Raw genomic sequence first — 15466 nt, forward strand, 5'->3', positions numbered from 1 at the left:
GCTGTTCCTTGGGGGCCACGTACTATTGCGGCATGTCGTTCCTCCGCCGCCGCAGCGCTGCCGTGCCAGCGGGCCCGGACTTCGATGTCCTGGCCATGGACCCGTCCGACTGGCCCGGGAATCTCGGTGCCGGACTCCTCCCCGCTCCCGACGGCACGTGCCAGGGCGTCTTCCTGCGCTACGACCTGTTCGGGGGACGCGGCCCCGCGATGATCATCGGGAATCTCCCCGAGGGCTCGCCCGCGCGCGAGGTCGGCGAGGACCAGGTGCCGTTCGAGGTCGCGCAGCTGCTCGCCGCGTTGGAGAACGAGGAGGAGATCTCGGTCGTCGGCACCGAGGACGACCCGGTGATGCACGAGGACAACCTCCTGATCGTCCGCCGCGTCAAGCTGTCCGAAGACCGCATCTCCTGCGTGCAGTTCGACCGCAGCGACGGCGTGCTGGTCACCATCGCCAGCTGGGACAGGCCCATCACCAACGACCTCTACGCACTGCTGAAGCCGCTGCCGGCCGAGATGTTCCAGCAGTAGCCCTTGCCGGGCTTTCATCGGATCTCTAGCCTGACGGCTGCCCGTTCAGGTCATGGTCCGTGCTGCTCGCTGGAGGCTGACGATGAGGCAAGGCATATCCCGGAGAGCCGCTTTCAAGACGGCCATCGGAGGGGGCGCCGCGCTCGCCGTCGCAGGTCTCGGCACGGCGCAGGGCGCAGATACGGGGCATGACCGTCCGGACTCCTCCGATGACTTGGCGCTCTGGTACGACCGTCCGGCAGCCGACTGGGAGACACAGGCGCTGCCGCTGGGCAACGGCGCGCTCGGCGCCATGGTCTTCGGCACCGTCGCCTCCGAACGCCTCCAGTTCAACGAGAAGACCCTGTGGACCGGCGGCCCCGGCTCCACCGGCTACGACCACGGCAACTGGCGCGAGCCACGCCCCGGAGCGCTCGAAGGAGTTCGCCGCACCCTCGACGCGAACGGCACAGCGGAACCCGAGAGCGTCGCAGCCGAGCTGGGTCAGGACACCCGGGCCTACGGTGCCCACCAGACCTTCGGTGACCTGCGCCTCGACTTCCCCGGCGCACCGTCGGCACCCGGCGGCTACCGCAGGGAACTGACCCTCGCCGATGCCACGGCCCGCGTCCGCTGGACCGACGGCGGCGTCACCCACACCCGCGAGTACTTCGCCTCCCACCCGGCAGGCGCCCTCATCGGCCGTATCTCCGCCTCGCGGCCAGGACAGGTCACCTTCACAGCCCGCATCGAGACACCGCACCGAGGCGCCGCGCTCAGCGCGGCGCACGGACGGATCACCCTCAGCGGCACGCTCCAGGACAACGGACTCGCCTACGAGGCGCAGCTCCTCGTCAGCGCCGAAGGCGGCACCCGCACCGAAGGCGCTGACGGCACCGTCACCGTCACGGACGCCGACAGCGCGTGGTTCGTCCTCGCGGCCGGCACCAACTACGCCGACACGTACCCCCGTTACCGGGGCGAGGACCCGCACGCGCGCGTCACCTCGGCCGTGGACACGGCGGCAGGGCACGGCCATGCCGCGCTGAGGAAGGCCCATGTGGCCGACCACGCGGCGCTGTTCGACCGCGTACGCCTCGACATCGGCCAGGCCATGCCGGAGGGCGTGCCGACCGACCAGCTCCTCAAGGGGTACGCCGACGGTGCCTCGCCCGGCGACCGTGCGCTGGAGGCCCTCTACTTCGCGTACGGCCGCTATCTCCTCATCGCCTCCTCGCGCCCCGGCAGCCTCCCCGCCAACCTTCAGGGTGTCTGGAACCACAGCACGGAGCCCCCGTGGAGCGCCGACTACCACACCAACATCAACGTCCAGATGAACTACTGGCCCGCGCAGGCGGCCAACCTCGCGGAGACCGCCGAGCCCCTGCACCGCTTCGTCAGCGCGCTGCTCGCACCGGGCCGGAAGTCGGCACGCGAGATGTTCGGCGCACGCGGCTGGACCGTGCACGGCTACACCAACCCCTACGGCTTCACCGGCGTCGACAACTGGGCCACCGCGTTCTGGTTCCCCGAGGCCGGGGCCTGGCTGTGCCGGCACCTGTACGACCACTACCGCTTCGGCCGCGACACCGGGTTCCTGCGCGGCACCGCCTACCCGGCCATGAAGGGCGCCGCCGAGTTCTGGCTCGACACCCTGCACACCGACCCCCGTGACGGGAAGCTCGTCGCCAGCCCCAGCTACTCGCCCGAACACGGCGACTTCAGCGCGGGAGCCGCCATCTCCCAGCAGATCGTCCGCGAACTGTTCACCACCACCCTGGAGGCAGCGCGCGTCCTGGACACCGACGCGGCGCTCCAGCGCGAACTGAGCGCGGCCCTCGACCGGCTCGACCCCGGCCTGCGGATCGGCTCCTGGGGCCAGTTGCAGGAGTGGAAGGCCGATCTGGACGACCCGGACGACGACCACAGGCACGTCTCCCACCTCTACGCGCTGCACCCCGGCAACCAGATCGGACAGGGCACCAGGGAAGCGGAGGCGGCGAAGGTCTCGCTCACCGCGCGCGGGGACGGCGGCACCGGCTGGAGCAAGGCATGGAAGATCAACTTCTGGGCCCGGCTCCACGACGGCGACCACGCCCACACCATGCTCACCCAGCTCCTCAAGCAGTCCACGCTGCCCAACCTGTGGGACACCCACCCGCCCTTCCAGATCGACGGCAACTTCGGCGGCACCTCAGGCGTCGTCGAGATGCTGCTCCAGAGCCACCACGGCACCGTCGAACTGCTGCCCGCACTGCCCTCACGCTGGCCCCGGGGCACGGTGCGGGGACTGCGCGCTGCGGGGGACGTCACCGTCGGCATCGACTGGGCAGATGGCAGACCACGCCGCGCGGCCCTCACTCCCGGCCGCGACGGCGACCTGCGCGTACGGGGCTTCGACGGCAAGGTCACCGCGCGCGACCGCACGACCCGTCGCCCCGTCCCCGTACGCCGCGAGGACGACGGCACCCTCGTGCTCGCCGCCCTCGCAGGACACACCTACACCCTCAACAGGGCCGGAACTAGCGGGAGTTGACCACCCGCACATCCTCGGCACGGACAAAGGCGATCCGGTGCCCGAGCTGGATCTGGTAGTACGTCTGCTTGCCGCGTACGACCGTGAACTTCTCGGCGCCGGGATCGAAGTCCGCCGCGTACAGATACTCGCCACGCGTCTTCAGGCCCGCCGCGTACCGCTGACCCGCCGCCACCTTGTACGGCAGCGGAACCAGCTGCTGCACCGGCACGCCCTGGGGGTACGCCTCCTTCTCCGGGTACGCGCGCCCGTAGACCGGGATCTCCTCCTTGCCCCGCCTGGGCTCGACCATGGCGCCCCGCGCGGGCACCGCCGTCGGCTCCTTACGGGGGTTGTGGAACCACGCCTTGTCGCCGAGGTACCAGATCGCCGTCCACGCGCCCTTGCGCTCCGCCACCGCGTACCGCTGGCCCGTGGAGGCGCGTGCGCCCGTGTCGTTGACGCCCGTCGTGGACGCGCTGCCGTCGGGGCGCAGACCGGCGTCCTTGACCAGCGGCGAGGACGCGTCGGGCGCCGAGTGCAGCCGTACGGCGCCTGAACCGTGCGCCGGGCACGGCTTGCCCGAGGTGTCGCACCCGGTGAACACCGGCTTGTGGCGGTCGTAGTCGGGCCGGATGGTCACCAGCTCGCCGCCCTTGCCCGCCTCGGGCGTGAAGGGCCTGCCGAGCAGCGTGAAGTAGTGCTGCCAGTCCCAGTAGGGCCCCGGGTCGGTGTGCATGCCCTTGATCGACGACGGCGTGGTGCCCGGCACATTGTCGTGCCCGATCACATGCTGCCGGTCCAGCGGAATGCCGTACGTGCGCGAGAGGTACTTCACCAGCCGCGCCGAACTGCGGTACATCGCCTCCGTGTACCAGGCGTCAGGATCGGTGAGGAAGCCCTCGTGCTCCAGGCCGACCGACTTGGAGTTGACGTACCAATTGCCCGCGTGCCAGGCCGTGTCCTTGTTCCGCACGTGCTGCGCCACATGCCCGTCCGACGCACGGAGCGTGTAGTTCCAGGAGACGTACTCCCGGTCCTGGACGAGCTTCAGCGTGGTCTCGTAGGTGGCCTCGGTGTCGTGCACCACGATGTAGTCGATCTTCTGCGAGGACGGCCGCCGCGAGGTGTCGTGGTTGCCGTAGTCCTCCTCGCCCTGGTCGTTCGTGAACTCCTCGTACGGAGCCGGCAGCCACTCGCAGTCCACGCTTCTGGGGCACTCGGCACCGCGCGCCTTCGCGGAGCCCCGAGCGCCACCGCGTGCCTTCTCGGCGCCGGGCGTGCGCACGGCCGGACCGGCCTTGAGCGCCATGGAGTCACCCGAGTCCGTGACGCGCCGCTCGCCCCGGCGCAGTACGTCGAACACGTCGTCCGCGAACGCCGTCGCCGAGGGGCGCCCGCTCCCGCCCTCCGGGTACGTGGCCACGGCGTCGTACCAGTCGGCGGGATCGGCGCTCAGCGGCTGCCCCAGCCGCTTCTGCGCCGCTGCCAGCAGCGCGGCGCCGCCCCGCACATTGGCGGCGGGCGAGGTGCGCAGTTCCTCGCGCGGCAGACCGGTCAGCTCGGCCGCGCGCTCCAGCGTTCGCAGCCGTGCGGGCAGCTTCCCCGACGAGGTGGCGGCACCGTGCGCGGCGACACGGGCAGGGCGCGCGGTGTCGCCCCGCGCGTCCTCGGTACCCCCGTGGCCCTGCGAACGTGAAGCGGCGAGCGCCGTACGCGCGTCGGTCAGGTGCATCGGGCCGTAGCCGCCGGACACGCTCGGCGCCCCCTTGTGCGCGTCCCAGCGTGACTGGAGGTACGAAACGCCCAGGAGCACGCGCTCAGGCACCCGATAGCGCTGGGCCGCCTCCGCGAACTCGCCCTGGAGCGTGCCCTGTTGAGAAGTACGGGCCTGGCGGGGTTGCTCGGCAGCCGCGTGCGGCCCCGCCGAGAGCAGCGGCACCATCAGCGCCGCCACCGCCGCACCCGCCAGCACCGACCGCTTCGCACGCCGACGCCCTTCGGTCGGCGCCGTGACCTGTCCTGTCGGCTCTGGACGTCTGTGGGGGTCAGGGAAGGAACCAGGCAACGCGGCCTCCTCGGACAGTGCGCCCTGGCCATCAAGGCGCGAGCAGACCACAGAGGTATCGGCTGGCCGACGATCCGTCAATCATCCCTTCCGCGCGGAAAAGCCGCACGTCATCCCAACTGCACGGCGCCACCGGTACAGACCGGTGGCGCCCCCGCTCAGCGCGTGCCGACGGCGGCCCGCACCGCCCGGCGTGCCATCCCGCAGTCGTCGTGCAGCCGCCGCAGCAGCAGCCGCTGCTCCTCGCCCGTCGGCATCGCGCCGGGGTGCGAAGCGGTGCCGGGCCGTCCGGGAGCGGGCGGCGAAGGGTCGCGCATGGTGCGCTGCACCGCCGTCTCGTAGGTGCGGATCTCCCGGGTGAGGACGAGCATCAGGTTCACCAGGAAGGCGTCACGGGCCGCGGGCCCCTCGGCCTGCGCCAGCTGGCTGATCTGGCGCCGTGCCATCGGCGCCTCACCCAGCACCGACCACAGCGTCGCCAGGTCGTACCCCGGCAGGTACCAGCCCGCGTACTCCCAGTCGACCAGCGAAGGACCCGTCGGGCCCAGCATCACGTTGGTCAGCAGTGCGTCCCCGTGGCAGAACTGCCAGGACACGCTCCGCCGCCCGCCGGGCCTCGCCGGGTGCGCCAGGCCGTGCAGCAGCTTCTGGAGGTCGCCCAGGTCCCGGTCGGTCAGCAGGCCCTGCTCGTGGAAGCGGGTGATCCGCGCCGGATAGTCGATGGGCCGCTCGAACAGGGACGGCGGCGGCTGCCACAGACCGACCCGCGAGAACGAACCGATCACCGCGCGCAGGTCACCGCGGGGTGGCGCGTCGAGCGGGTGGCGCTGCGCCGCCGCCACCCGGCCCGGCACCCGCTCGATCACCAGCGTGCAGGCGTCCGGGTCGGCCGCGACCAGCCGGGGCACCCGCACCGGGGGGCGGTGCCTGACGAACGCGCGATAAGCGGCTATTTCGTGCCGGAACCGTTCCTCCCAGCCGGGGGAGTGGTCCAGCAGACACTTGGCGATGACGGAGTTCCGGCCCGCCGTGCCCGCCAGCAGCACGGTGCGCCCGTGCCTGCGGAGCATCTGAACGGGCGTGAAGTCCGGGCAGATGCGGTGGACCGAGGCGATGGCCGCACGGAGCTGTGCGCCCTGAGGGCCGGACAAGTCCAGTCTCCCGCTCGGAGGTTGGGACAGGGTGCCGTGCGCACGCCGGGGCCGTCCGGCTGCCGCGTGCGGACTCGCCGTACGCGGTGCTTCGGGCGGAAGGACGGCCGGCGCCCGACTGTAGAGCTGCGCCGTCGGAGCGGCGCGGGGCCGGGGTGGCGCGGACACGGGGGACGTTGCTGGATACATGGGCGAGCAGGATCCCTTCGTGTGCCGACGGGGGGTTACCGCGCCACCCGGCCCTTCCGACCTGTGCACCCTGGGGAATGCGGACCGGACAGAATGACCGGGGTGGCGCGTTCCTACAGGACACCCGCGTGCGGGTGGCACACCATCTGGCGAACCCTGGCGAACCCTGGCGAATACTCGCTCGCCCGTTGCGGGGAAGTTACTGTCAACTCAGCCGAGAACCTGGGGGCTTGACGTGACAAAGGGACCCAACGCACGCCTCGCGGACCTCTTCGGCCTCGCCGGCTGGTCCAAGGGCGAACTCGCCCGGCTCGTGAACCGGCAGGCGGCGGCCATGGGGCACCCGCAGCTCGCGACCGACACGTCGCGGGTGCGGCGTTGGATCGACACGGGGGAGACCCCGCGCGACCCGGTGCCCAAAGTGCTGGCGGCCCTTTTCACCGAGCGACTCGGTCGTGTCGTGACCATCGAGGACCTCGGGTTCAGCAGGCCAGGGCAAGCGGGGAAGAGACAGCCCGCCGAGGGGCTGCCGCTGCCGCCCGGCCAAGTTGCCGCGGTCCTCACCGAATTCACGGGAATGGACCTCATGCTCAACCGACGCGGCTTGGTGGGCGCGGGCACCGCGCTCGCCGCAGGATCGGCACTCAGCAGTGCCCTGTACGACTGGATCAACGCTGACCCGGCAGCGGTCAGCGGAGCAGCGAACGCCCCCGGCGGAGCGGCCCACGCCGACCAGGCCGGCCATTCTGCCTCCGACCGTTACGAAGCGGCTCCCGTGGGAGCCCAGGAGATCGACGCGCTGGAACGCTCCGTCGAGGTCTTCCGCGCCTGGGACGCCCAGCGCGGCGGCGGACTCCAGCGCAAGGCCGTGGTGGGCCAGTTGAACGAGGTGGGAGGCATGCTCTCCTACCAGCACCCCGAGCACCACCAGCGCCGCCTGTGGAGCGTCGCGGCCAACCTCGCCGTGCTCGCGGGGTGGATGTCCCACGACGTCGGCATGGAACCCACGGCGCAGAAGTACTTCGTCATCGCGGCACACGCCGCGCGGGAGGGCGGGGACCGCCCCCGCGCGGGAGAGGCGCTCTCCCGCGCCGCACGCCAGATGGTGCACCTGGGGCGCCCCGACGACGCACTGGACCTGATGGAGCTCGCCACGGCGGGTTCAGGCGACGAGGCGCAGCCCCGCAACCGCGCCATGCTCCACACCATCGAGGCGTGGGCCCTGGCGTCGATGGGGCGCGGCCAGGCGATGCGGCGCACCCTGGGCCGGGCCGAGGATCTGTTCGTGGCCGACAGGGGGAACGAGCCGCCGCCCACGTGGATGCAGATGTTCGACGAGGCGGATCTGCACGGTATGCAGGCTCTCGCCTTCCGCACCCTCGCCGAGCACGACCCGGGCGCGGCCAAGACGGCCGAACGGCACGCCAGGCGGGCGCTCGATCTCCGCGTCGACGGAAGGCAGCGTTCCCAGATCTTCGACTACATCTCACTGGCCTCGGCCTGCTTCATCTCCGACGACCCGGAGCAGGCCGACCGTTACGCGCGGCTCGCACTGCTCGACATCAACGAGAACTCCTCGCACCGCACCTGGGACAGGCTCAGGGACATGTACGGCCTCACCGAGCCGTACTCCGGGTTCCCCAAGATCGAGAGCCTGCGTGAGGAGCTGCGGGACGCCTTCCCCAGGAGCCCCAAACCCTCCAGGGACTCCAAAGAGGTCAGGGATCCCAGGCAGCTCAAGAACCTCGCCAGGGGGGTCAGAGGGATCAGGACCGTATGAGCCCCGCCCCGTAGCACCGTGCGCCATGCCCAACGGGGGCAGGGGCTCACGTGTGCGCCTGCGACACCGGGGTCAGGGGCTCACTCGCGCGACCAACACGCAGGCGTCGTCCTCGCGTTCCCTGTCACCGAACTCCTCGGCGACCGCGCGGACACACTCCTGCGCCGTACGCGCGGAAGCGAAGCGGGAAGCGAGACCGAGCAGGCGCTCGGCGCCCGTTCGGGGCTCCTCCCCGTGAGGACCCCGGCTCAACTGCTCGCTGCGCGGCGCGAGTCCGTCGGTGTGCAGCACCAGCAGGTCCCCGGGCTCAAGACGCTCGGTGCGCTGTCCGTACGCCGCACCGGAGGTCACGCCCAGCAGTACGCCCTCGGGCCGGTCCAGCACCCGCGCGGCGCCGTCGCGGAAGAGCAGCGGCGCCGGGTGCCCCGCCTGTGACCAGGTCAGCTCGCGGGAGCGCGGGGCATAGCGGCAGCACACCGCGCTCCCCAGGGCCGGCTGGGCCGCCGAGTCCAGCAGCTCGTTGAGGTGCTCCATCAGAGGGCCGGGGCCGATCCCGGCGACGGCCATGCCGCGCACGGCGCCCAGCAGCATCGCCATGCCCGAGGTGGCCGCGACGCCGTGCCCTGTCAGATCGCCCGCCGTCAGCAGCGTGGAGCCGTCGGGCAGTTCCATGGCGTCGTACCAGTCACCGCCGATCAATGCGCCCGTCGCCGAAGGGAGATAGTGCGCCGCGAGATCGAGGGTTCCCGTCGCCTGCCCCTCGCCGTGCGGGAAGCGCAGCGAGCCCCGCCAGGGCGGCAGCACGGCTTCTTGCAGATCGACCGCCAGCTTCCGTTCGGCCTGTGCGAGGTGCCGCTCGCGCTGGAGCGTGTCACGGGACTCGCCCACGGCCAGCTCGCTGCGCCGCAGTTCGCTCACGTCACGGAGCACGGCCCACATGGACGCTGTGCCTCCGTCCTCGTCGAGCACCGGCTCGCCCACCATGTGCAGCGTGCGTACCGAGCCGTCGGGCCGTACGAGGCGGAACTCCCTGTCGATCGCCCGGCCGTCCACCAGGCAGTCCGTGAACGCGGTGGCCAGCGCCGGCTGGTCCTCCGCCACCACCCACGAGGGCAGCTCGTCGAGGGAGAGGGGACCGTCCTCCGGGGTCCTGCCGAAGATGCCGTACAGCTCGTCCGACCACGACACCTCGTCGGTGAGGAGGTTCCAGTCGGCGCTGCCCACCCGCCCCACCAGCGCGGACGGGGCTCCGGGAGCGGCCAGAGGCGGGGCCGCGTATGCCGCACCCACGGCGCTGTCCCGGTCGGCGTGCTGCCCCGTGGCGCCAGGGGGGGTGTCGTCGGTCTCCTGCGGCAGGCCCTCGCGCAGCTGGTCGAGATGGCCGTTGAGATCGTCGAGCTGGTGCACGGCCAGGTCGCACAGCGCGCGCTGCCAGCGCCGGCGGGGGTCGGGTGCGCCGTCCAGGCCCTCGTCGTCGCCCCCCGCTCCGCGCCGCACGGCGTCAACTCCGCCGCGTAGTCTGCGAGTCTGCGAGATCAGGGCGTCCAGCGCGCCGCGCTCCGGAGGCTGTGCGTCCGAGCGGTCCGCATGGAGGTGAGACGGCATCGAAGTCTCCGATACGGGTGAGGGTCGGTTACGACTGTCGCACAGCCTGCGACGGGCCGTAAGGGATTTGGCAACACCCGGTTCGGTGGTGCTTCCGTCATATGTCCTCGGATCCCGTTTCGTACCGACCGGTCGGGCCCGGGTCGGCGGAACGTGCACTTCCGGGTAGGCTCCGCCTCTTGACCAGTCACTGACCCCTTGGAGTAAAACCCAGGAGTAGAAACCTGGTCACCGGCAAGAATGGCGGGCAACGGAAATCCCGTTGCCAGTCGAATACCCCGCACCGGATGCTGACTCTTATGTTCGTCGATTCCGTCGATTCAGACATAGCGCCCAGCGGCACGTTGCTCGGCCTCCTTCAGCGAGGCCGCGGTGACGGGACGCTGCACGCCCTCGCGGCGCCGCGCTCCGAAGCGCTCAGCGCGCTTCGGCACTGCCTCCTGCACGACCCCAGGCGCGACTGGCAGATCGAGCACCGCTCCTTGTATTACGCCCGCCTCCACAGGGAGCTGGACGCCGGGCTCGACGACATCGAAAAGCACCTCCTCGACCCCGAGGACCTCCTGTGCACGCCGGAGGAGGCCGAGGCCCGCACGGGCCTCGCACTCTCCGTACTGGGCCACCTCGCCTCCTACGCCCAGACCCACGGCTCGCCCGCCGACGGCAACGCACCCCTGCGCCTGCTGCGCCGCTACGCCACCACGGGCGCGAACTGGCAATGGGCGCTCGACGAGCTGGCCGTCAGGGACGAGGACGCGGGCCTGCGCATCCTGGGCCCCGCGATCCTCGCCCGCTTCCCCGTGACCCCCGAGGGCGACGCGGCGCTGGCGGCAGCGGCACGGGAAGCGTTCGAGCCCCGCCCCTGGCGGCTGTGGGCCGAGGACCCCGCACACCCCCAGCAGGCCGAGCGGCTGCGGCAGGTCCAGGAGCGCGGCTCCTTCGACCGCTGGCAGCAGCAGATGCGCAGCCCAGGGCCCCGTCCGGGGTGGAGCGTGCGCGAGATCCTCGACTGGGCGCAGGACGGCTACGACCAGCACCCCCGCCAGCACCGGGAGTCCGCGGCTGCGCGCTGCCTGGCGGCCGTTGCCGGGATCGAGGAGCGCGCCGAGCTGATCGCCGCCGCACGCGGCCCCCGCGAGGCCGCCCGTGCCGCCGCGCTGCGGCACCTCGCCGACCGTAACGATCCCGACATCCTCGACCTCATCGAGGAGGCGGCGGCCGAACCGGTGGAGGCCGTCTCGCGCTCCGCGCTCTCCTCCTTCGCCCGTATGCGCTCACTGGCCGCGCTCGAACGCGCCAGGCGCTGGGCAGCGGCCCCCGAGGGAACGCTGCCCGAGGGCCTCGCCACCGTCGCGGGCGAGATGCTCGCCTGCAGAGGCGGGCGGCAGGACGCCGACGCCGTCCTCGCCGCGCTGCGCCGTACGGTCAGGCTCGAAGGCCCCGACAGCGAGGCGCTGTGGCCGCTCGTGGACGGCGCCGGACGCCTCACGATCGCCTGCGCCGCGCCCATCCTGCGCCACGTCTACCGCGAGACCGCCTCCTCCCAGCTGCGCGGACGCGCGGCGCGTGCCCTCGCGGCCACCGACCCCTCCTTCCCGGCGGGCTTCGCCATCGAGTGCCTGTGGGACTGCGAGGAGGCGACCCGGGAGGTCGCCGCGCAGCACGCCACGACCGGTGACGCACGCGTCGTCGAGCGCCTGCGCAGGCTCGCCGCCGACCCCGCCGAGCAAGAGGGCGTCCAGTCCGCCGTACGAGGCCGCCTCAGCCCCTGACCCCTCACGGGACACCCCTCACCGCACGACTTTCCGGGCGCCGGACCCCCTTCCCGCCCCCTGACCTTCCGGGCCCGGCACCCCCTTTCCGTCCCGTGACCTTCTCGGCGCCGTAACCCCCTTTCCGAGGGAGGGGGTGCGGGTGCGGCTTTCGGCACCTTTGCCTCGCCGGGCAACCCCCTGGGGCGGGGCACCATGGGACGCATGGATGCGCGGTGGGAGTTCTGGGTGGACAGGGGCGGGACGTTCACGGACGTCGTCGGGCGGCGTCCGGACGGCTCGCTGGTGACGGAGAAGGTGCTGTCGCACGACCCGGCCCGTCAGGGCCGCGACGCGGCGGTCGTGGGGATCAGGCGGTTGCTCGGGACACCGCAGGACGCACCCGTTCCGGTGGAGCGGATCGAGGCTGTCAAGATGGGCACGACCGTGGCGACCAACGCGCTGCTGGAGCGCAAGGGCGAGCCGACGGTGCTGCTCACCACGCGCGGCTTCCGGGACGCGCTCCGTATCGCGTACCAGAACAGGCCGCGCATCTTCGACCGCCGCATCCTGCTGCCCGAGGCGCTCTACGACCGCGTGGTCGAGGTGCCGGAGCGGATGGGCGTCGAGGGTGACACCGTGCTGCCGCTGGACTCGGAGGCGACGGCGGCTGCACTGCGCGCGGCGTACGCGGACGGCCTCCGCAGCGCCGCCGTCGTCCTGATGCACGCCTACCGGCACCCCGCACACGAACGCGAGGTGGCACGTATCGCGCGCGAGTGCGGGTTCACGCAGGTGAGCTGCTCGCACGAGGTCAGCCCGCTCATCAAGCTGGTGCCGCGCGGCGACACCACCGTGGTCGACGCGTATCTCTCGCCCGTGCTGCGCCGCTACATCGACGAGGTGGCGAGCGAACTGCGGGGCGTGCGGCTGATGTTCATGCAGTCGAACGGAGGGCTGCGCGAGGCGGGGCACTTCCGTGGCAAGGACGCGGTGCTCTCGGGTCCCGCGGGCGGGGTCGTGGGCATGGCGCGCAGCTGTGCGGAGGTCGGCCACGACCGGGTGGTGGGCTTCGACATGGGCGGCACCTCGACCGATGTGTCGCACTACGCGGGCGAGTTGGAGCGGGTGTTCGGTACCCAGGTCGCGGGGGTGCGGATGCGGGCGCCCATGATGGACATCCACACCGTCGCGGCCGGCGGCGGCTCGGTGCTGCACTTCGACGGCGCCCGCTACCGTGTCGGTCCTGACTCGGCAGGCGCCGTTCCCGGGCCCGCCTGCTACCGGCGCGGTGGGCCGCTGACCGTCACCGACGCGAACGTGATGCTGGGGCGGATCCAGCCGGCGCACTTCCCCCCGGTGTTCGGCCCCGAGGGCGACAGGCCCCTGGACGGCGACACCGTGACGGAGCAGTTCGCGCGGCTCGCCGAGCGGACAGGTGACGGGCGCACGCCGGAGCAGGTCGCCGCCGGGTTCCTGGAGATCGCCGTACTCAACATGGCGAACGCGGTGAAGAAGATCTCCGTGCAGCGTGGCCACGACATCACGCGTTACGCGCTGGCCAGCTTCGGCGGCGCCGGAGGCCAGCACGCCTGCGCCGTGGCCGACGCGCTCGGCGTCAGCACCGTCGTCGTGCCGCCGCTCGCCGGGGTGCTGTCGGCCTACGGCATCGGCGTCGCGGACGCGACCGCGCTGCGCGAGCGCTCGGTCGAGGCCGAGCTGACGGACGAACTCCTCGCAGACGTACGGGAGTTGTGCGCCGACCTGGAGCGCGGGACGCGCGAGGAGCTGCGCGCCGACGGCGTGCCCGACAGCGCCATCAGCACCGAGGCACGCCTCCAGCTGCGGTACGCGGGCACGGACGCCCCGCTCACCGTCGCGCTGGGCGAGGCGGCCACCATGGCGGAGGACTTCGCGGCCGAGCACCGTGCGCGTTACGGCTTCACCATGGACAAGTCCCTGGTCGTCGCGACCGCTGTGGCCGAGGCGACCGGCAGGGCCGGGCCCGTCACGGCGCACCCCGTGATGCCGGAGCCGGGCGAGGGCAGCCCCGAACCCGCCGACCGCGTCCGCATGTTCACGGGCGGGCGCTGGCGGGACACCCCGCTGTACCGGCGCGAGGACGTGCGCCCGGGGCAGCGCGTGGAGGGGCCGGCCGTCCTCGCCGAGGCGGACGCCACCACCGTGGTGGACCCGGGCTGGGAGGCGGTCGCCGATCCGCACGGGCATCTGCTGCTGACCCGGGTGCGCGCGCGGGAGACGGCCTCCGCGATCGGTACGGAGGTCGACCCCGTACGTCTGGAGGTGTTCAACAACCTGTTCATGGCCATCGCCGAACAGATGGGCGTGCGCCTGGAGAACACCGCGCACTCGGTCAACATCAAGGAACGCCTGGACTTCTCCTGCGCGCTGTTCGACCCCGAGGGCAACCTCATCGCCAACGCGCCCCACATCCCCGTGCACCTGGGCTCGATGGGCGAGTCCATCAAGGAGGTGCTGCGGCGCAACGAGGGCACGATGCGGCCCGGCGACGTCTACGCCATCAACGACCCGTACCACGGCGGCACCCACCTGCCCGATGTCACCGTCGTCACGCCCGTCTTCGGGGACGGCGAGCGGGAAGGTGACGCCACGTCAGGGGGTGGCGGTGGGGCCGGAGAAGACGGCGGGGGCGAGCGGCTGCTGTTTCTCGTCGCCTCGCGCGGTCACCATGCGGAGATCGGCGGCCTCAGCCCGGGTTCCATGCCCGCGTTCAGCAGCACGGTCGAGGAGGAGGGCGTCCTGTTCGACAACTGGCCGCTCGTGAGCGGGGGAAGCCTGCGCGAGGACGCGACGCGCGAACTGCTCACCTCGGCGCGCTACCCCTCCCGCGACCCGGACACCAACCTCGCCGATCTGCGCGCGCAGATCGCCGCCAACGAGAAGGGCATCGCCGAACTGCGCCGGATGACCGAGCAGTTCGGCCTCGATGTCGTCCAGGCGTACATGGGGCACGTGCGCGACAACGCCGAGGAATCCGTACGCCGCATCATCGCCACCCTCAGCGACGGCTCGTACACGTACGAGACCGACAGTGGCGCCGTCATCCGCCTCGCCGTCACCGTCGACCGCGAACGCCGTACGGCCCTGCTCGACTTCACCGGTACCTCCGCGCAGCGCGACGACAACCTCAACGCGCCCAGCTCCGTGGTGCTGGCCGCCGTCCTCTACGTCTTCCGTACCCTCGTCGCCGACGACATCCCGCTCAACAGCGGCTGCCTCACCCCGCTCGACGTCCGTATCCCGGAGGGCTCCATGCTCGCGCCCACCTACCCCGCCGCGACCGTCGCGGGCAACGTCGAGACCTCACAGGCCGTCACCGGAACCCTCTACGCCGCGCTCGGGGCGCAGGCCGAGGGGTCGGGCACCATGAACAACGTCACGTTCGGCAACGAGCGGGTGCAGTACTACGAGACCGTCGCCAGCGGCTCGGGAGCGGGCGACGGCTTCGACGGTGCCGACGCGGTGCAGACCCATATGACCAACTCCCGCCTCACCGACCCCGAAGTCCTGGAGTTCCGCTACCCGGTGCGCGTCGAGGACTTCCATGTGCGCGCGGCCAGCGGTGGCGAGGGCCGCTGGCGCGGCGGCGACGGGGTCGTCCGCAGGCTGCGCTTCCTGGAACCCGTCACCGTCGCCCTGCTCACGGGACACCGCCGCGTCGCGCCGTACGGCATGGCGGGCGGCGGCCCCGGCGCACTCGGCAGCAACGCCGTCGAGCGCGCCGACGGGCGCGGAACGGAACCCCTTGAGGGGCGGGACACGGCCGAACTCGCCGCCGGGGACGTGCTGGTGCTCCACACCCCGGGAGGCGGCGGCTACGGCAGCCCGGACGGGCGCCGAAGCGGCTGAACGCACG

The 15466-nt window shown here is 72.0% G+C and carries 8 protein-coding genes; 5 read left to right on the forward strand and 3 right to left on the reverse strand.

Annotated elements, in window-relative coordinates:
* Positions 1–32 precede the first annotated feature (32 nt).
* Together NMN56_RS35420 and NMN56_RS35425 are read left to right on the forward strand one after the other, a co-directional pair.
* Positions 33–530: a glycosyltransferase family protein gene (locus NMN56_RS35420; protein ID WP_274039315.1), complete on the forward strand. Its 498-nt coding sequence runs from the start codon at positions 33–35 to the stop codon at positions 528–530.
* Between the two features lie 82 nt (positions 531–612).
* The gene (locus tag NMN56_RS35425) at positions 613–3045 is read left to right on the forward strand and encodes a glycoside hydrolase family 95 protein (RefSeq protein ID WP_274039316.1); all 2433 of its coding nucleotides are present in this window, start codon (positions 613–615) and stop codon (positions 3043–3045) included.
* On the opposite strand, the gene NMN56_RS35430 is transcribed toward NMN56_RS35425, so the two are convergent.
* Together NMN56_RS35430 and NMN56_RS35435 are read right to left on the reverse strand one after the other, a co-directional pair.
* The gene (locus NMN56_RS35430; RefSeq protein WP_430542795.1) at positions 3032–5092 is read right to left on the reverse strand and encodes an N-acetylmuramoyl-L-alanine amidase; all 2061 of its coding nucleotides are present in this window, start codon (positions 5090–5092) and stop codon (positions 3032–3034) included. The two genes, NMN56_RS35425 and NMN56_RS35430, sit on opposite strands and share 14 nt — an antisense overlap.
* Before the next feature lie 158 nt (positions 5093–5250).
* Positions 5251–6432 (reverse strand): aminoglycoside phosphotransferase family protein, encoded by a 1182-nt coding sequence (locus tag NMN56_RS35435; protein WP_274039317.1) that lies wholly within the window; start codon positions 6430–6432, stop codon positions 5251–5253.
* 235 nt (positions 6433–6667) lie between these two features.
* On the opposite strand from NMN56_RS35435, the gene NMN56_RS35440 reads away from it, so the two are divergent.
* On the forward strand, positions 6668–8212 hold the full coding sequence (locus tag NMN56_RS35440) for a DNA-binding protein NsdB (protein WP_274039318.1): 1545 nt from the start codon (positions 6668–6670) through the stop codon (positions 8210–8212).
* Between the two features lie 72 nt (positions 8213–8284).
* Here NMN56_RS35440 and NMN56_RS35445 read toward each other — a convergent pair whose 3' ends face one another.
* Positions 8285–9817 (reverse strand): PP2C family protein-serine/threonine phosphatase, encoded by a 1533-nt coding sequence (locus tag NMN56_RS35445; protein WP_274039319.1) that lies wholly within the window; start codon positions 9815–9817, stop codon positions 8285–8287.
* Between the two features lie 299 nt (positions 9818–10116).
* On the opposite strand from NMN56_RS35445, the gene NMN56_RS35450 reads away from it, so the two are divergent.
* Both NMN56_RS35450 and NMN56_RS35455 read left to right on the forward strand, forming a co-directional pair.
* Entirely contained in the window at positions 10117–11589 is a 1473-nt protein-coding gene (locus NMN56_RS35450) for a HEAT repeat domain-containing protein (protein ID WP_274039320.1), read from the forward strand.
* Between the two features lie 204 nt (positions 11590–11793).
* Positions 11794–15459, forward strand: coding sequence for a hydantoinase B/oxoprolinase family protein (locus NMN56_RS35455; protein ID WP_274039321.1), 3666 nt, complete (start codon positions 11794–11796; stop codon positions 15457–15459).
* Positions 15460–15466: the final 7 nt, after the last annotated feature.

Source organism: Streptomyces iconiensis (assembly GCF_028657195.3).
Taxonomy (GTDB): Bacteria; Actinomycetota; Actinomycetes; order Streptomycetales; family Streptomycetaceae; genus Streptomyces; species Streptomyces iconiensis.